Annotated in this window: 14 protein-coding genes and 1 pseudogene; all 15 read left to right on the top strand. The window is 52.9% G+C overall.

What is annotated here, in order from left to right; genetic code table 11:
- Window positions 1–37: 37 nt before the first annotated feature.
- The gene (locus JNL86_05010) at window positions 38–1,837 is read left to right on the top strand and encodes a tetratricopeptide repeat protein (GenBank protein MBL8042260.1); all 1,800 of its coding nucleotides are present in this window, start codon (window positions 38–40) and stop codon (window positions 1,835–1,837) included.
- Window positions 1,838–2,234: 397 nt separating this feature from the next.
- A complete protein-coding gene (locus tag JNL86_05005; GenBank protein ID MBL8042259.1) occupies window positions 2,235–2,762 on the top strand; it encodes a type II secretion system protein in 528 nt (175 codons plus the stop codon).
- Window positions 2,763–3,027: 265 nt separating this feature from the next.
- Window positions 3,028–3,138, top strand: a pseudogene (locus JNL86_05000) (prepilin-type N-terminal cleavage/methylation domain-containing protein).
- A gap of 629 nt (window positions 3,139–3,767) precedes the next feature.
- Window positions 3,768–5,747 (top strand): O-antigen ligase family protein, encoded by a 1,980-nt coding sequence (locus JNL86_04995; protein MBL8042258.1) that lies wholly within the window; start codon window positions 3,768–3,770, stop codon window positions 5,745–5,747.
- A gap of 5 nt (window positions 5,748–5,752) precedes the next feature.
- The gene (locus tag JNL86_04990) at window positions 5,753–6,706 is read left to right on the top strand and encodes a hypothetical protein (protein MBL8042257.1); all 954 of its coding nucleotides are present in this window, start codon (window positions 5,753–5,755) and stop codon (window positions 6,704–6,706) included.
- 15 nt (window positions 6,707–6,721) lie between these two features.
- A complete protein-coding gene (locus JNL86_04985) occupies window positions 6,722–7,693 on the top strand; it encodes an ABC transporter ATP-binding protein (protein ID MBL8042256.1) in 972 nt (323 codons plus the stop codon).
- Between the two features lies 1 nt (window position 7,694).
- Window positions 7,695–8,459, top strand: coding sequence for an ABC transporter permease subunit (locus JNL86_04980; protein ID MBL8042255.1), 765 nt, complete (start codon window positions 7,695–7,697; stop codon window positions 8,457–8,459).
- 116 nt (window positions 8,460–8,575) lie between these two features.
- Window positions 8,576–9,400 carry an ABC transporter permease gene (locus tag JNL86_04975; protein MBL8042254.1) on the top strand — a complete coding sequence of 275 codons (825 nt, stop codon included), beginning with the start codon at window positions 8,576–8,578 and terminating at the stop codon, window positions 9,398–9,400.
- Window positions 9,390–10,655, top strand: coding sequence for an ABC transporter ATP-binding protein (locus JNL86_04970; protein MBL8042253.1), 1,266 nt, complete (start codon window positions 9,390–9,392; stop codon window positions 10,653–10,655). The genes JNL86_04975 and JNL86_04970 overlap by 11 nt, the downstream gene beginning before the upstream one ends.
- 40 nt (window positions 10,656–10,695) lie before the next feature.
- Window positions 10,696–11,388 carry a class I SAM-dependent methyltransferase gene (locus JNL86_04965; GenBank protein MBL8042252.1) on the top strand — a complete coding sequence of 231 codons (693 nt, stop codon included), beginning with the start codon at window positions 10,696–10,698 and terminating at the stop codon, window positions 11,386–11,388.
- Window positions 11,389–14,340: a methyltransferase domain-containing protein gene (locus tag JNL86_04960; GenBank protein ID MBL8042251.1), complete on the top strand. Its 2,952-nt coding sequence runs from the start codon at window positions 11,389–11,391 to the stop codon at window positions 14,338–14,340.
- Window positions 14,337–15,680 (top strand): glycosyltransferase family 4 protein, encoded by a 1,344-nt coding sequence (locus tag JNL86_04955; protein MBL8042250.1) that lies wholly within the window; start codon window positions 14,337–14,339, stop codon window positions 15,678–15,680. Before JNL86_04960 ends, JNL86_04955 begins: the two co-directional genes overlap by 4 nt.
- Window positions 15,677–16,555: a methyltransferase domain-containing protein gene (locus tag JNL86_04950; GenBank protein MBL8042249.1), complete on the top strand. Its 879-nt coding sequence runs from the start codon at window positions 15,677–15,679 to the stop codon at window positions 16,553–16,555. Before JNL86_04955 ends, JNL86_04950 begins: the two co-directional genes overlap by 4 nt.
- A gap of 154 nt (window positions 16,556–16,709) precedes the next feature.
- Window positions 16,710–18,086 (top strand): glycosyltransferase family 4 protein, encoded by a 1,377-nt coding sequence (locus JNL86_04945; protein MBL8042248.1) that lies wholly within the window; start codon window positions 16,710–16,712, stop codon window positions 18,084–18,086.
- On the top strand, window positions 18,074–19,024 hold the full coding sequence (locus JNL86_04940; protein MBL8042247.1) for an NAD-dependent epimerase/dehydratase family protein: 951 nt from the start codon (window positions 18,074–18,076) through the stop codon (window positions 19,022–19,024). Before JNL86_04945 ends, JNL86_04940 begins: the two co-directional genes overlap by 13 nt.
- Window positions 19,025–19,211 lie beyond the last annotated feature (187 nt).

Genomic DNA, 19,211 nt, shown 5'->3' with positions numbered 1-19,211 from the left:
ACGCCGGCCGTCGCGCATTCAGAGGAGGGCGTTGAGCGTGAGAACGACGGTCGTGTTGTTGGCCTCGCTTGCCTGCGTGACCGCTGCGTGCCAAAGCGCTCCACAGGCACGCCCTGCTCCTCCCGTTACCCCTGTTGCAGCACCAACGATTCCCCGCGTCGCACCTTCCTCATCGGACTCTCGCGCGTCGTATCATTTCCTGCTCGGCTATCAAGCTGAGTTGGAGCAGGAGACGGAGCAGGCGATCAAGGAGTATCAGCTCGCGCTGCAGACAGACCCTACGTCCAGCTATCTCAAGGCCAGGCTGGCCGTCCTAAATTTTACGGCCGGAGATGTGCCGGCTGCGGTGCGCTTTGCCGATGACGTGGCCGAGGCTCCCGGGTTGGATGCGCAGATGCTTGGGCAGTTAGGCGGGATGTACGCCGCGGCAGGGAAGCCCGATAAGGCGTTGCGACTGTTTAATCGTGCCATTGAGCAGGAACCGCAGCGCAGCGAACATTTTTTTGCCAAAGGGTTATTGCTGGCTAATCAAAAGCAATATGTCGAAGCCGAGGACACGATTCGCTCGGGGATCAAGATCAGTCCGGACTCGGCCGTCGGCTACTATTACCTCGGGCGCATCGGCGTCGAAGCGAGAGATTTCGACAAGGCCACGACGCATTTCGAGCAGGCGGTGACGCTGAATCCCGCGTTTGAGCCGGCGTACGTCGCGCTAGGGTCTGTCTACGAAGCCAAGCAGGATCGTGATAAGGCCATTGATATCTATCGTCGCTATCTGCAGGGCGTAAATCCGAAGAATCGCGAAATCCGGCACCATCTCATTCGCCTCCAAGTGTCTGCCAAGCAGTACGACCAGGCGTTGCGAGAGTTGCAGGAGATCCTCGAGGAAGATCCGTCGGACCTTGATGCGCAGCTTAGAATGGGACTGGTCTATGGAGAGCAGAAGAATTATCCCAAGGCGATTCAACAACTGACCCAGATTTTGACCGTGCGTCCGAGTGAGCTCAAAGTTCGTGACTACTTGGGATACCTCTACGAAGAAACCAAAGACTATCCCAATGCGATTGCGGCCTATCGTCACAATCTCACGCTGGAGCCGTCGTATTTCGAAGGACACTTGCACCTGGGGGTGTTGCTGTATCGGACGAAGCAATATTCCGAGGCCATCCAACATTTGCGGGAAGCCAGTCGGTTGAATCCCAAACAGCCGGAAGCTCATATTGTGCTTGGACTGTCGCATTTCCAAGTGGAGGAATATGAGCCGTCCCTTCAAGCCTTCCTGGAAGGGATACGCCATAACCCCGACAACGCGGACCTCCACTTCAATGCCGGCACTGCCTACGACAAATTGAACCGCTTTGACGACGTGGTGAAGTCAATGGAAACCACGCTGGCGTTGGATCCCCACCATGCCGATGCATTGAACTACCTCGGGTACAGTTACGCGGAACGGGGCGTCAAAATCGAAGAAGCCATTGCGTTGACCAAGCAGGCCGTCGCACTCAGGCCCACCAATGGTTATTATGTGGATAGCCTGGCCTGGGCCTTTTTCAAAAAGGGGCTCTTGACCGAAGCCTTGACTGAGATGAAGCGAGCCGTGGCGTTGGTCGGCGATGACCCCGTGATCTACGAGCACTTGGGCGAAATTCATCTCAAACAACAGCATCTCTCCGATGGTCGGGAAGCCCTGCTCCATTCGCTTGAACTGGATCCCTCTAATGACAAGTTGATGCAGCGATTTCGCGATCTTGGTTTGGGCGACCCCGCCAAGGAAGAACGGATTCGCCAGGCCATTCGGCGCGTCACCGAGCGAAAAGCCGTCTCTCCGGCCCCGTAGTTTCTGCCTGTTCCATCCTCAATTCAGACCTGTCTCGCCGTATCGCAGTGAGGCTGTGTCGCGTTTACCCACCAGACCGTCATCTATCCCCTTGATGTGTCACTGATAATGTCTCGATCCTTCGTGTACGGCAGTCGATGGGCGAATCCCGCACCGTGACTGTTCGATTCAGTCAATTTTTGGCACTTTCTCGGATTCCTTCATCGCTTCTCGACACCTCCCGTCTAGACCCGAGCCGCACAGGGTGCAAAAAGGTCAATGATCACAGTGAGTTGGACGCGTACGTTTTGCTGTCATGTTGTGTGGCATGAGGCCTGCTCATGGAAGCCCTAACTTTCAGGCACCATGCCAACAGTGGAGCATGGTGCGGGAGTCAAGATATCGGTGATCAACTACCATGGCGCTGCCGTCACAGGAAAAAGGCTTCACGCTGATCGAACTCATGGTCGTGGTGGTGATTGTGGGCATATTAGCCGCATTTGCCATTCCGAACTTTCTTCGGTACCGGGCCCAGGCCATGCAAGCTGAGGCACGAACCAATCTGGCGGGAATTTTCGTCGCGGAAATGTCTTTCTTCACCGAGCGGAAGGAATTCGGCAACTTCACCGATATCGGCTTCGCAGTGACCGGCCCTGGAACGAATCGCTATACGTATCGAACCGGTTTGAGTCTTGGGGCCGGGCTGGGGCCGAACGGAAGCAATCTGTGCGGGTCTGTCGGCAGCTGCGACACGATTCGGACTGAAAGTCCAGCGGCAACGATGGTGACGTATACCGGTGCTGTGGGGATCGCCACGACTTCCTCGTCAGGATTTACGGCGACTGCTGCGGCCGATCTGGATGCAGACCCGACGCATGATGGCTGGTATGTGAATGATGTCAAGCAAGGTTTGAGCGCCGCGGACTCGAATGACGTGACGAGCTAATGGTGGCAGCAAAACTTGTCACCTGGTGACGGAAAAGGGAACCGGCTAGTGGTAGGCGAGACAGAGCGTCACGCGGTGAACAGCGTAAGTATCAGGAATATTAAACGAAAAGCAAGAATTCAGAGGAAGGAGGTGTTGGGCATAGAACCTGCTCTCCCCAAGATCTGTCAGGCGTGAACACGTGGTTCCGAATGAAGAGACAGGAATGAAGCATGTGTCGAGTGAAGTGGCAACAATAGGAAAGGGAGGCGTTATGTTGAAGCAAGTGAAGGGTCAGAAAGGTTTTACGTTGATTGAGTTGATGATCGTCGTGGCGATTATCGGAATCTTGGCGGCCATCGCCATTCCGAACTTCTTGCGCTATCAAGCCAAGTCGCGTCAGTCGGAAGCCAAGACGAACCTGGGCGCGATCTTCGTGGCTGAGACGGCCTATCTCAGCGAAAACTCGCGCTATGGAAGTTTCGCCGAGATCGGCTATGCGCTTGCCGGCACGACCAACCGGTATACGTACCGGAGCCCAGCCAGTCTTGGAAACGCCGCATCGTCCAATACGGTGAATGTCGACCAGATCCCCTGCGGCGCCCCGGCAGGGTGCACGGTTCAACCTGATGCGGCTCCCTCTCAGCCCTCCCTCGCCAGCTCCGCGGCTGGTTCGGTTGGCTTCACGGCTTCAGCCGTGGCCAGCATCGACAATGACCCCACCATTGATAGCTGGTTTGTTAATGACATTAAAGGTGGGCTGACTGCTGCTTTTGTTGACGACGTGATCAGCTAACGATCACTCGCAGGAGTGTTCCGATGCGGGGGAGGAACGATGTTCCTCCCCCGTGTTCTTTTGGCTGGTCGGATCTTTTCCGTTCTCTGAACAGCCTGTTTTTTCCTGCCCTGTCTCTCTCGCCCAGTATCCAATTTCACTTTCACTTTGCCAAATTGCCGGTCTCTGATAAAGCAGGAGGTATCGGTCGCATCAAGTCTGCGAACACACCTATGCAATTCCTGTCTTCGATGCCAGTCATCGTAATGTGCGCGCTGGTGATCTTTTCGCCGCTTCAGGAGGGCGGAACGACGCATCCGGCGCAAATGATCATACGGCTTCTGATTGTGGCCTGGCTTGGTGGAACGTTCATTCATGCAATCCGGGCGGGTCGTTTAATTGTTCCACGGCTTGGAACCAGATATGTCGTCCTGGCGTTCCTGGGCTTTGCTGTCGCAGCCACGATTTTTTCCCCCTATGTCCATCAGAGCCGGCAGTGGCTGGTGATGATCACGGGATACGCAATCTTGTTTTATCTGTTGGTCTCTGTTGTCGACCGGTGGGAGCGTCTGCATACGTTGACGATGATCATTATCGTGATGGGATTAGGGGAAGCTGCCTGGGCAATCGTGCAGGGCGTTGTTTGGAATATTGTCAGACCCAGCGGAACATTTTTTAACCCGAATTTCCTCGCCAGCTATCTCACCGTCAGCTGGGCAGTTCTTTTGAGCATCGCCGTGTACGGATACCGGAAAGGCGCGATATTGTATCGGTCCTCGCTGTCGCCTGTATTGTGGTGGGCCGGCATGGGATCAGCTTTGGGCATTCTCCTGATCGCAATGACCTTTACTCAGTCACGCGGAGGCCTGGTGGCCTGGCTCGCGGCCACAGTGTGGATCTTGGCGGCCCGATATGGGTGGAAGTTGGCCGGTATGGGCTTTGTCGCGCTCCTGTTCGCGGCGCTTATCATTCCTACTCCGCTCAAAGAACGGGTGCTTGCGGAGCATGAACAGAACCCCGTTTCGTATGCCCGTTGGCAGATGTGGCAGGGCGCAATGGCCCAGATGGCTGATCATCCGTTTGGAATTGGCCTAGGGCTCTACCAATATACGTATCCTTCGTATGCGTTTCCGGTCGAAGGGGAAATTGTCCGATACGGAAAAGTCGCTCACACTCCCCACAACGACTATCTGCAAATAGGTGTGGAGATGGGCGTGGGAGCGCTGCTTGTCTTTCTGGCCGGCATAGGCCTGGTCGTGCGTGACATTCTGCAGGTGCTTCAATCAAGATTATTTCGGTGGCAGAGAAGTCTCATCCTCGGGATAGGAGGCGGAGGGATCGCCCTTCTGGTCCATGCCGCGTTGGACTCCAGTTTGCGTGAGTCGGCTCTCGCGATCCTGCTTGTGCTCTGCGCAGGACTGATAGTGTCGGCTGCTCGGATGACCCATCGCAGCACCGATGCCATACAGATCATCCCGATTCGGGGGCGTCTTGCGTGGGGAATGGGTGCTGCCTGTTTGTTGTTGCTATGTGGGGCGGAAGTCAGTCGGTTGGGGATGGCCTGGCTGACTTTCGATAAGGCATCTCGGCAGGCCGTGGCAGGAGAAACAGAAATCGCAATTCAAGGATTCAAGCGCGCGATTACGTTGGATCCAGGCAAATCGCTCTATCACCATGGTCTCGGGTCTGTCTACGCGAACGCATTTGATGTGTCCCGAGACAAAGAGATGTTTCGATTGGCTCATGCGGAGTTCAAGGAGGCGATAGAGTTAAATCCGTTGGACAGTCGATTGTTGGGACTGTTGGCCCAGTTGTATGTGTCGGCGTCGCAGACGTCATCCGCGTCAGGTCTTCTCGATGAACAGCAGAAATCCTGGTTGCGGGCCGCATTGCGGGTGTACGAACGGGCTGTCCGGCTCGCGCCATTTTCTGCTCCCTACCGGTATGAACAGGCTCGACTTCATTGGATGCTCGGCGAGCGACCGTTAGCCGAGCAGCAGGCGAAAGAGGCTGAGCAACTGGAGCCGAATTTTCTTCCTGCTCGTGCGTTGTTAGCCCGTTTGTGGGTCGATGCGGGCCACATCGATGACGCGAAGCGAGAGCTTCAAGAAATTCAGGTGCGGCAGGCGCGATACGATCAGTGGAGCAAAAACAATATCGAGCGGGCTTTTTTAAATGTCGATGTGGCGCCGTTGCGTGCCGCCGTCGAAGCAAAAGGCCTCGCCGGGTGAAGCCTATGCGATTTAGGACGCCCGCAAAATCGCGCGTAAGTCAGGTGTTGTGTGGCCTGGTGTTATGGGCCGGTGCGTCTAGTCTACTCCTCATTCTCGATCACGAACGGACCGCTGTCGCCCGGGCTGAACAATTGGCCTATCTCCCGAAGGGAGACTATTTAAAATTGGCCGTGCTTGGCTATCGGCAAGTCGTCGCAGATCTGATCTGGCTGCAGGCGGTTCAGCATATCGGCGCAAAGCGTGATACGCAGCTGGGCTATACCTGGACGTATCATGCCGTCGACGTGTTGACGGACCTGGATCCCACCTTCGTTCCCCCATATCAGGCTACTGGTCTCTTTCTCGGTGTGTTAGTCGGTCGACACGATGAAGGCCTAGCCATCCTGAAAAAAGGAAGCCGCCACAATCCGTCGAATTGGCAACTGCCGTTCCTGGCCGGATACATCTCGTACTATGAGCGTTGTGATGCGGCTGGAGCAGGAGAGTTTTTTCGCATGGCCGCGCGGGTGCCTGGCTCTCCTGCCTATCTTCCTCAATTAGCCGCGCGCATGACGGTAGAGAGCGGGGATTCAAGTGCGGCACTGGAGTTTTTGGATCGCTTTTCCCGTAGCGTAACCGATGCGCGGGTTCGCGAAGCCCTGTTTCGACGAATGAAAGAGATCGTTCAAGAGCAGGATCTGCGTTTCTTGGAAGAAGGCACCAGGCGGTATTGGCTCAAGTATGGCCAGTGGCCGGCAAAGCTGGATGATTTGATGTTACGGGGAATCATTCCGCAACTCCCGGTGGATCCTCTAGGCGAGCAATATGAAATCGATGCATTAACCGGGGCTGTCAGTGCGTCTTCAAAACGAGATCGGCTCCGCATCCATGAAAAGGTTGCGTGCCACTTGGGGGTCGGGGCGACGGCTTCGACGCAAGCCGGTGCAATCGAGACGCTGCCGCCGGCTGGGCAGTAAGGACGGAGGAGTGCCGTGGACGATATCGTCACAGACAATCTGACCAAAACCTACGCGTCCGGATGGCCGGGCCGCCCGCCGTTCGTGGCGCTGGATGGACTATCCCTCACTGTGAGAAGGGGAGAAATTTTCGGATTCCTTGGCCCGAACGGGGCGGGAAAAACCACCACGTTGAAGATTCTGATGGGACTGGTGCGTGCGACGAGCGGAACGGCCTTGCTGTTGGGACAACCGGCCGGCGATGTGGAAACGCGCCGTCGAATCGGCTTTCTGCCGGAGTCGCCATACTTTTACGACTATCTCACAGCCGAGGAGTTTCTTGGGTTTTACGGACGGTTGGCCGGTTTGAGTCGCGCGGCAATCACTCAGCGGGTGACGGATCTCCTGGAACTGGTGGGGCTCGTGGATGCACGCACGAGGCAGTTGCGGAAATTTTCCAAGGGGATGCTGCAACGCGTCGGGCTGGCTCAAGCCCTCATTCACGATCCCGAATTGATTATTCTCGATGAGCCCATGACCGGGCTGGATCCGGTCGGCCGTAAACAGGTTCGCGATCTGATCTTGAGTCTACGCGATTGTGGCAAAACGGTCTGTTTCAGCACGCACATTCTGCACGACGTCGAGATGATCTGCGACCGCGTCGGCATTGTGATGAAAGGACGGTTGGTGGCGAGCGGTCGGGTCGATGAATTGGTCCGCCAGGATCACACGCGATCGGTCGAGGTGGTCTGTCAACAACTCAAGGTCGAAGGCAATGTGTTCATCCATTCGCTGGCCACCCGCGTGCTGCAACAGGGACAACAATGTCTGATCGTCTTGCCGAGTCCCGATGCGGTCGATGCACTCGTGGGAGAGATCCGCCGCCAGGGGGGACGGCTATTATCCGTCACGCCGCACAAAGCCTCGCTGGAAGACTTGTTCTTTCAAGAGGCCTCGCATGAAGGCACGAAGGTGTTGCCGCATATGACCAGTGGGAGGGCGTCCTGACATGGGTGCGATCGGTGTCATTGCTGTCAATGCGTTCCGTGAAAGTTTGCGGGACAAGATTTTATACAACCTCGTGCTGTTCGCAGGGTTACTCATCGGATTGTCCGTGCTGCTGGCAGACCTGTCCATCACCGAGCACCACAAGGTGATCGCGGATATGGGGTTGGCGGCGATCAATCTGATCGGGGTCATCATCGCTATTTTTGTCGGCATCAGTCTGGTGAACAAGGAAATCGAACGGCGAACGATTTACACGATCATGGCCAGGCCCATCAGCCGAACGTTTTTCATCCTGGGCAAGTATCTCGGACTGGCACTGACGCTTTTCGTGAATCTGGCCATTATGATGGCGGTGTTTCTGCTCACCCTCTGGCTCTATCATGTGCCGGTCGAACGCTCTCTGTTCCAAGCCGTCGAACTCATCTTTGTAGAGATTTTGGTGGTAACGGCGATCGCGCTCTTCTTCTCGACCTTCACCTCCACGACATTGAGCGCCATTTTCACGCTTGGCCTCTATGTCATCGGCCATCTGACTGAGGATTTGCGCTCGATGGTGGTCAACAGTGAAAACGGAACCGTAAAGACGGTGGTCGATCTGTTCTACTACCTCTGCCCGAATCTGGAAATGCTCAATATCAAAGGGCAGGCGGCGGTAGGAATTGTTGTGGCTCCGGAGTATCTCGTTTTGGCCTCGCTGTATGGCTTGCTGTACGCGGGAGTATTACTGACCGGGGCCTGTTTGGTGTTTCAGCAGCGGGATTTTTGAGTTCGTCTCGTGGCGGCGTGGGTTCTCACAGCCACGAAGCCTGCCGGTAACCAGCTACGAATCACTCCTGCACCGTACCGGGATGTGTTGCAGGCCTTTTAGTCAAAGGCTAGAGAATGATTTCCCAGCGAGACGACCTCTCTCCCTTCATGGTGCTGACCAGTATGTCCGCCCATTGGAATCTGATTTGTCAATTGACCAAACGTGAGATCGCAAGCCGGTATCGAGGATCCCTCCTAGGAATGTTGTGGGCATTTCTGCATCCCATGGTCATGCTGACGGTATATACGCTGGTCTTTCGGGGTGCCTTCGGAATGCGGTGGGGACAGGAAGGGGAAAGCGCGCTCGATTTCGGCCTGCTGCTGTTCTCCGGACTGATCGTCCATTCGTTGTTTGCAGAAAGTATCCACCGCGCGCCCTACTTGATAGTAAATCACAGCAACTACGTCAAAAAAATTGTCTTTCCATTGGAAATCCTGGCGTGGACATCGCTCGGTTCGGCGCTGTTCCATGCGGCGGTCAGCGCGCTGGTGTTGATAGCGTTTTATGGACTTCTCCATCATGCCTTGCACTGGACGATGTTGCTGGCGCCCCTTCTGCTCTTGCCGCTGTCCCTGGTGACCATCGGCATGTCATGGTTCTTAGCATCAGCTGGAGTGTTTGTGCGTGACATCGGGCAAGCGAGCGGGCCCTTGACGACTATCATGCTGTTTCTTTCGCCGGTGTTTTATCCAGCTGAGGCATTTCCGGAGGCCTACCGAGTCTTGCTTTACGCCAATCCGCTGACGTTTCTCATCACACAAGCGCAAGACCTGCTTATTTGGGGCAAGGCTCCGTCCTGGATCGGTATCGGTCTCTATTGCGCAGGCAGTTACCTGATCGCATGGGGCGGGCTCCTCTGGTTTCAGAAGACACGGAAGGTATTTGCCGATGTCCTCTGAGTGGGCGATTCGCGTCCGCCATCTCTCCAAGACCTATCGGTTATACGATCGCCCGCGCGACAGAGGAAAGCAGTGGATATTACCTGTGGTGCAGAAGTGTCTCGGACGCGAACCGGCACAGTATTACCGGGAGGTCCATGCAATAGAGAATGTTTCCTTCGAAGTGAGGAAAGGGGAGACGCTGGGCATCATCGGCCGGAACGGATCGGGGAAGTCCACGCTGTTGCAGTTGATCGTGGGCACCTTGAGTCCGACCAGCGGAACCGTTGAGGTCAATGGCCGTGTTGCCGCGCTGCTTGAACTGGGAGCAGGTTTTCATCCTGATTTTACGGGCCTGGAAAATGTGTTTCTGAACGCGTCGTTGCTTGGTCTGTCGAAAGCAGACATCGACGGACAGTTGGACGATATCCTGGCATTTGCCGATATCGGGGCCTCGATCGACCAACCCGTAAGAACCTACTCGAGTGGTATGTTTGTCCGTCTGGCAGTTGCTGTGGCTGTTCATGCTGCCCCTGATGTGCTGATTGTCGATGAAGCGCTCAGTGTCGGTGATTTTGAATTTCGAAATAAATGCATGGAGCGTATTTTGGCTCTTCGTGCTCAGGGCGTGACTATCTTGTTTGTCTCGCACGACTTGAGCACTCTCCAGATATTCTGTGATCGAGCGATATGGCTGGATAGTGGACGACTTATTTCGATTGGCAACCCGGTTGCCATATGCCAGGAGTATTGTGTCTCAGCCACGAAGGTTAATGGATCTCCTCCGCTTTCTCAGGACATTCAGGGCAACATTGTGGCACAGCAGGAAAGCAGGGCGGCCAAATTTGTCGAAGTTGGTCTGGATGGTTATTGTGTGAACGAGAAGCCGATCTATTATCCAAATCAAGACATTGGGTTTAAATTCACCTTGTTCGCCGTTCAATCGCTTGAGGCAGTTGTATTCGCGGTTAGTATTTATCGCGCGGACGGAGATCTTGTCATTGGGCAGACGAGCTATGAGGAGAACGTTTGGTGGCCGACTATGCCTTCGGGTGGGATTCATACTGGTCGCTTCATCTTGACTCCCAACTGTCTTGCCCCTGGCGATTATCGAGTTGCCTTTGGCGCATATTCTAAGGATCTCTGCGTATGCTATGCACTCACAGAACTGACGGTGTCATTTTCAGTTCGCTCGAAATTCCCGACGTGGGGGAAGGTGGTGCTCCCCTGCAGGTGGTTCCATGGTGAGCTGAGCACCAATAACAATGAGATCTGATCGTCAAGATGCTTTTGGTGGAATTGTGCGGACGAGAGATATGCGTCTTGCCAGCGACAGTCATCATTACATTGTTCTTAGTTATTTACACGCATGGCTAGAGGAGCAAGCATTGTCACAGGCCAAAGGGATTCTGCTTGACTACGGCTGTGGCGGACAACCCTACCGGGCATTGTTTGAGCCAAAAATAACAAAGTACATCGGTGCGGATGTCGCCGCTGCTGCTGGGACAAAAATTGATATTCGAGTTGAGCCAGATCAACCATTGCCCCTATCAAGCGAGAGTGTGGACACGATTCTCTCGACGCAAACTCTTGAGCATGTGCCTGATTTTAATTTCTATCTAGCTGAGTGCCAACGTCTTGCGAGGCCCGGCGGTGTGCTGATTCTCACCGCCCCTATGCAGTGGCGGCATCATGAGGCTCCTCATGACTATTGGCGATTTACTCGGTATGGGATTCGGGAATGTCTTTCTCGCCATGGTTTTGAAGCTGGAAGCATCATGGCCTGCGGAGGGGTATATGCGTTGATCGGGCAAATATTCCTGAATCATCTAGTAGAGCATGGCATCCGACGGAAATTCCTTATTAGGACTGTGAATCGCGTGGCGCTACGGTTGGACCGAATGTGTCAGGACCAGGAAGATACGTTGTTGTGGATGTGTGTGGCGACAAGAAAGAGCGGCCAGCGAGTACAGTCGCAATGGTCGGGGGACAGCAGGAGGTTGCCGTAAATGGGTGTAAGCCGATCCGCTCTGCCTGAAGGTGGTAGTCCTGTTTGTCCAATTTCTAGCTCAACCCAAACTAAGTTTCTCTGTTCCATTGAAGGCTACACGATTTGGCGTTGCCCGTCCTCTGCGACGGATTTTGTATGGCCGATGCCTTCGCAGCATACGCTGAAATCGCTGTATGACCGTGAAGACTGGTTTGAAGGGGGGGAACGAGGGGGATATTGTGACTATGACGCTCAGACAGAGCCCATGTTGGGGATGTTCGCAGAACTGTTGGATGAATTTGAGGGAAGTGCAGTTGGGCGATCTGTATTGGACATCGGCTGCGGGTATGGAAATCACTTGGCAGTGGCGGCTCAGCGGGGGTGGAAATGCTTTGGGGTAGAGGTGTCAGATCATGCGCGCCGAGTCACCAATTTGAGGCATGGGAATGCATTTTTTGTCGTAGATTGCCTGGAAAATCTCATCGCCCATGAGTTCGATCTCATTGTCTTGTTCGACGTAATTGAACATCTTGCCGATCCCTATGGGTTGTTCTATACGCTCTTCAGCAAGGGCGCAATCGGTCCTCAGACAAGAATCATAATTACTACCCCTAATGCTAGATCCTATGATGCCATAGCGGATCCTGCGGGGTGGGCTTACCGTCATCCACCGTCTCATCTTGTCTACTATTCTGCTGAATCGTTGCACGCACTCTTGACGAGTCTGCACTTTGCAAAGGTGGAGATAGCCGGGCTCTTTCCTCTGGAGAGTTTGGGGAAAATTAAGTATGAAGACGAGTATTCGACCTTGAATAGCGGTCTTGCTGGGTCGGCAGGGCTGTTATGTAAGGCAGAGGGTAGTAATTTTAAATCGTTTATGCACGAGCGGTATGTGCCGGGGACGTGGTCTAAAGTGGCAGAATATGAGCACCTTCCCAGATATCAGTTTGCGAAGCATCGAGTTGCAGGGGCAAAAGTTTTAGATTTTGGCTGTGGTACGGGATATGGGGCGGCACTTCTCGCAGAAGTAGCCGATAGTGTTGTTGGTTTGGATATTGACGATACAGCGCTTGACTGGGCCAGGCGTCACCACCATAACCCTAGGCTCTTGTTCGAGAAGCGGTCAGACTTGGGGAGGAGCTTCCCCGATCACTCATTTGATGTCATCACGTGCTTTGAAATGATCGAGCACGTCAACGAGGAGGCCCAAGTTGAGGTGGTCCGCCAGTGCCACAAGTTGCTCGTGCCTGGCGGCCAGCTCATTATTTCTACGCCAAACCCTGACGTTACTCAGAATTACGGTGCGAACCCGTTTCATCTTCGCGAAATGACGGAACGGCAATTCCTCCATTTGCTCAAACTGTCTTTTGGACACGTTCTCCTGTTGAAACAGTGGATACGTCCCAGTGTGAGTATCGGGTCCGATCAAACTCCACACATGCCGCTTACATTCTGTGGCCCAGCCGTGCCTTCAGTGACCGTAAGGGATGCATGCTTCCCTCTGGCATATGTGGCCATTTGCTCGGATCAACCGATCCGTGAAGTCCTCGAGATGTGCTATCTCGATTCATCCGTCGATCATGTTGCCGCTTCGATCATGAATGAGAAACGATTTAGTGCTCTGCAATTTGAGTATTACAAGGCGCATGAGCGAATTTTTTCACTACAGGAGCAGCTCGCGGCCAAAGAACGAGAATTTCTAGCATTGGTCGGGCCGCGACTCTTTCGTCTACAACGAGCACTACGCACGAAGACTGGTTCTCCTCGCACAGTGACAGCTATCGTTGGTCTGGTAATGGAGGTATTTGCATCTGCTCTTGTACGGCGGCTTGCCGGAGCAACTGCGAGAGTTAGGCGGTGGTTCGACCATCGGCACCTTCCTGCTCCTCAATGCAATTCATATGAAGCACGGATCATGCGTCCGATAGAGAGTAGCCGCCCCAAGGTGGTTCATGCCATTGCGAACTTTAATATTGGAGGATCTTCTCGATTGGTCGTTGATCTAATTGAGCGACTGGGCCACCAATATGAACAGGAGATCATTACTAGGTTTCAGCCTGATCCGCCGAGTTACACAGGGGTGGTCATTCATGAGCACGAATTGTCTTGCGTTGACGATTTGGAGAAAGGGATTTTCAGCTACCTGTGCACTTTTAGGCCGAACCTTTTTCACGTCCATTATTGGGGCGAGACAGATAAGGCCTGGTACGAGGCGGCCTTGAATGCAGCGAACAAGTTTGGATGTCGAATTGTTGAGAATGTCAACACGCCGGTGACCCCTTACTGGGGCGAGGCAATTTCCCGCTATGTTTATGTCAGTGACTATGTGTTGGAAACCTTTGGGCGGCGAGATAGGAAGAGCCTCGTCATTTATCCTGGGAGCAATTTTAGTGTTTTTCGAAGGAAGCACAGTGTGGATGCACCACGGGATTGCATCGGGATGGTCTATCGGCTTGAAGAGGATAAGCTATCGCCCCAAGCAATCGATGTGTTTATTAAAGTTGTCATGCGCCGGCCGAGCACGAAGGCGCTAATTGTTGGAGGTGGTGCCTTGCTGCAGACGTACCAAAAAACTGTGCAGCTCCATGGGGTCTCCAACGCGTTTCGATTTACTGGCTATGTATCATATGAAGAGCTTCCTGCACTGTATGAAGAAATGGGTGTCTTTGTGGCGCCTGTCTGGAAGGAGAGCTTCGGCCATGTGAGCGTTCTGGCTATGAACTATGGGATTCCAGTTGTTGGTTATGACGTAGGGGGGCTCGCAGAAATTCTTGGGACGCGTGAGTGGCTAGCTCCACCAGGAAATGGTGACCGCTTGGCCGACATGATCTTAGACTTGTTGCAAGATCACGCCAAATGTTCCTCAATCGGCCTCATAAACAAAAAGCGTGCACAGGAGAAATTTTCGGTTGAAACCATGATTGAATGTTATCGGGAGTTGTATGCGAAGCTCTTGAGGCCGGTGCGATGAAAGTTGCGCTATTCGTTCATTGTTTTTTTCCTAATCATTTCTATGGCACAGAAACCTACACATTGGAGCTCGCAAGAAATTTGTTGGCACTTGGGCATCAGCCGATCGTGGTCACGGCAATCTTTCCTGGTGAACCGACGACCGGGCGCATTCTATCCACCTACAAATATGATGATATTCCAGTGTATTGTATTGATAAAAACTTTTTTGTTCACCGCCGAGTTAAGGATACCTACTATCAGGTTGCCTTGCATAATCTGATCCGGGACGTCCTTTGTGAGATCAGACCCGACATAGTCCACGTCACGCATCTGATCAATCACACCGCAGTATTGTTGGATGTCGTTGCCGAGCTGAATTTGGTAGCGGTAGCAACGCTCACAGACTTTTTTGGGTTTTGTTTCAACAACAAACTCGTGGCTGCTGACGGGTCTCTCTGCGAAGGACCGAACCAGAAACGGTCTAACTGCAGCGCCTGTTATTTGCGGGCTCGGAGTGGGAGTGGGGACGTTTCTCTTCTCGGGCGGTGGGCCGGTTCAGTTCAGTGGGCTAGGCTTGCCGGATCGCTGCTTGTGTCCTTGGCGAATGTGAATGGAGTGTGTTCGAAAGAAATTGCGGAGGCTGTACATGATATTAGGGAACGTCCTGACATCTTAACTGCTCGATATTCGAAATATCGGGCGGTGATAGCTCCTACACAATTTCTCAAGAATGCCTATGTTGCGAACGGGCTACGCGCGCCGATTCATCTGAGTCGATTCGGTGTAGATCTTCCCCGAAGACCAAAATTGCGAAGGGAGGTGGATGGACCCGTTCGGTTTGGATTTATTGGGCAGATTGCCAGTCATAAAGGTGTAGACATTCTAGTCGAAGCATTTTGCCGACTACCGAGGGGAATTGCCGAGTTGCATGTGTTTGGGCCAACAGACCAAGACCCCGGTTATATGAATAGCATGAAAAGGGTCGCGGAGAAGCGTGAGGTGCACTTTCGAGGTGTTTTCCCAAAAGATGCCATGGCGGACGTGCTATCCCAAATGGATTTCATTGTTATCCCATCGCAATGGCATGAGAATAGCCCGCTGATTCTGCTATGCGCCTTGGCAAGTCATACACCGGTTATTGTATCTGACGTAGCAGGCCTAACGGAGTTCGTAGAGGAAGGGGAAAATGGATATTGGTTTCAACGAGGCAATGTTGATGACCTTGAGCGAGTGCTTCGGAGAATCCTCGATGAGCCAAGTCTGTTGCCGAAGATGATAGTGAAGACAGATTATCCAAGGACGACTCGGATGATGACCCAAGATGTTCTGGAAATTTATAAGGGACTAGGTGTGATTTGAGCTGCACTGATTTTAAGCTGGGCTGTCAACTTTCCATTAACGACTGGACGTGGCTCAATAGAACTGGCGTTTTCGAGAATGATGCCTTACGGGAGTATGTCGCCCCTTTCCCACCACGTGATTTGATGTACAACGTGTCGGGGCTTAACAGCGAGCAGGATTTTGCAAGCCATGGGGCCGATTTCTATTGCGCCCTCTCAGAGGCATCCACGAAAGCACTCTCTGAATACAGAAGGATTCTTGACTTCGGCTGTGGCTGTGGGAGATTAGCCCGTATGCTCAAGGGGCATCCGCATAAGGTGTCGGCCTGCGATGTTGATGCGCGCCACGTGAAGTGGGTAAGTCAGAATCTGTCCTATGTTGATGTGATAAGAACATCAGTCAGCCCGCCATTGCCCTACAGAGATAAGGAGTTTGATGCGATTACGTCGATCTCAGTCTTTACTCATCTCACCGAGAAGAGTCAGGACGAGTTCCTTGCCGAGCTTCGACGTATTTGTGCCTCGGAGGGTGTTCTGTTTCTTACGGTCCACGGTGCTCGCGCGTTGGAGCGAGCTATCAATGAAGTTTCTATTCAGGAAATGATTGCGGTGGATAGAGTGCTGTTTGAGAAAGCGAGGCGGTTATTTGCGCGAGGCGAGCATGCATTCATTTTGCAGCATGGACACCTCACAGCTTCCGCCAATACACTTCGGCGATGGTTATCGAGAGCAATGGGGTGGTGTGTAACCAACCTGCCTTTTCAATATGGCATTACATTCATTCCGGAAACATACATTTTCGAGCATTGGACTCAATGGTTTGAGGTGCTGGATTACCGGAGAGGGGCCATACATGACTTTCAGGATATCGTTGTGCTTAGGCCGAGAAGGTGAGACGATTGCTCATTCGGGTTGAGGGAAAAGTCCTGCAACTGCGTGGGGCGTGGCTGTTCTGGACCAGCCAGAAACGTAGGCCAGGTTTCAGGCACCACTAGCGTGTTGAGAGATGTGCTCTAGGCGGGACCATTCGCCAAGGACAGATTGAGCCATGAAGCTTCTGCTCACGGTCCATCAGTTCTACCCTGATTCTACGGGCGGGACTGAGACCCTCACGCTTGATACTGCCAAAGAGCTACGGCGGCAAGGGCATGAGGTGACAATCTTTGCCGGGTTTCACACAAAGAGACCATTGCAGGACGAGGAGAGATTCGATTCCTATGAGTACTGCGGTTTCCGGGTTGAGCGGTTCTATCACCACCGTGTACCCATGGGGCAGCAAGAGAATATCGCGGAAGCAGAGCACAACAATACTTTCTTTGGAGAGCATTTCACAAGCTATCTGAAGCGTGTGCGTCCTGATGTTGTGCACTTCTTTCATATGCTTCGCATGTCCGCCTCAATGGTTGAAGCCTGCTACAGGCTCGATGTTCCCACGGTCATGACCCCAACCGATTTCTGGCTTGTGTGCCCGACGATTCAGTTGCTCCTGCCGAACAATTCCCTATGTGCCGGGCCCGACGTGAACAGTGTGAATTGTCTTCGGCACATCGTGTCGCTTAGTCAGCCCCGGTCGATCGACTCTGTTTTTTCAATTGCCCCGGATTGGCTTGTTGCGCGCGCAGTTCAGGCCGTAAGGCGAATGCCTCGTGTTGCGAAAGGCCCTATCTCCCATATCCAGGCCTTGGTTCACCGGCCTGATTTCCTAAGGAGTTGCTTCAGGAAGATCGATAGAGTCCTCGTTCCTTCTCGGATCTTGGAGCGTACACTCAAACAGAATGGATATGTGTCTGACAACATGGTAGTTAGCCCATATGGAATTGATCTTTCGCACTCGTATTCGGAGAGGGTATTCGGAAGTAATGACAGGCGTCTGCGGCTCGGTTTTATCGGAACTCTTTACAAACACAAAGGGGCACACGTCCTGATTCGAGCCATTCGGTCGTTGCCTCAAAGCGAGGCGGTAGAGTTGAAGGTGTATGGTGATACAGGACAATTTCCAGCTTATGTGCAAGAACTGAAACAGGTTGCCGGTAGTGATAGTCGAATCGAATTTTGCGGCACGTTTCCCAATAGCCAAATCGGAGCGATATTGGCATCACTCGATGTTTTGGTCGTTCCATCAATTTGGTACGAGAATACCCCGCTGGTTATCTATTCAGCTCAGGCCGCAGGGTGCCCGGTAATCGCCTCAAATCTTGGAGGTATGTCAGAGGTAGTACGACATAATGACAATGGATTATTATTTGCTCCAGGAGACGCCTCAGAACTGGCATCGATGATCGCGCAGCTTGCACGCAATAGGGAACGCGTTCGGCAGCTATCCAAGACAAACAAACCAAAGTCGATTTCTGACTACGCAAAGGAACTAACGCAGGTTTATGCGGACATTGTGCGGCAGAAGCGTGAGGTTCGATGCGCTGTCTAATTATCGGAGGTGGCGGTTTCTTAGGGTCTCATCTTGCGATTGGACTCTTGGCTCAAGGCTATGTGGTAAGAGTTTTGGATCGGCCTAATCTGCAACGGTTTGAAGGTATGCAATGTCCTGACTCTGTTGAATGGTACGAAGGAGATTTTGTCAACCACGATGACTTATCGGCCGCGATATCAGGCTGTGACATCCTCTTCCATCTTGCATGGACCACATTGCCAAAATCGTCAAATGGTAATCCCATTTATGACGTGGAAACTAACGTGCTGGGGACGCTGCGCCTTCTTGAGGTGGCATCCCAACAAAAGGTCAGGAAGGTGATATTCGCATCTTCCGGCGGGACCGTATACGGTATTCCAGAGAGGATCCCGATTTCAGAAAGCCATCCTACTCAACCCCTTTGTGCCTATGGTATCAGCAAGCTGATGGCCGAAAAATATTTATATCTTCATCACGCCATGACTGGGCTGGACTATTGTATTCTGCGTTTGGCTAATCCGTTTGGGGAACGTCAGAAGCCGACCGGTTCTCAAGGCGTGGTCAGTGTATTTTTGGATAAAGCTCTGAGGAACGAAAAAATAGAGATTTGGGGCGACGGCTCAGTGGTCCGAGACTATATCTATGTCGGGGATGTTATTGATGCATTCATAAAAATCGCAACCTATACCGGGGAACATCGAGTGTTCAATGTAGGAAGTGGCGAGGGGAAAAGTCTTAGAGATGTGGTTATCGCAATAGAGACTATGCTTGGTCGTAAAATTGCGTGTGCATTTTCTCCTGGACGGAGCTTTGACGTTCCCAGCAATGTATTGGATATTTCGAAGATTCGAACTGAGCTTAGATGGGAACCCCGAACATCTTTCAATAGCGGGCTGTTCCGAATGCTGAGCTGGCTTTCGCTCAAATGCGAGAGAGGGAATAAAGCAATTGCTTAATTCTTGATGTCCTAGGCCCCTGATGTCTCGAGATCACCAGCAAGTTCCATAACGTTTCCCTGTATCATTGCCTCAGAGCGCAGTGACCGTAATATTTCCTCGCTCGTTCCCCCCGTCGAAACATCGAAAAATCTATCCTTGCCGGAGAACTCCGGTACTATTTGACTAGTCGGATTCGCCTGCACAA

The organism is Nitrospira sp. (assembly GCA_016788885.1).
GTDB lineage: Bacteria > Nitrospirota > Nitrospiria > Nitrospirales > Nitrospiraceae > Nitrospira_A.
Note: the sequence above shows the minus strand (reverse complement) of the source record. Positions and strands in the feature narration are given on the sequence as shown.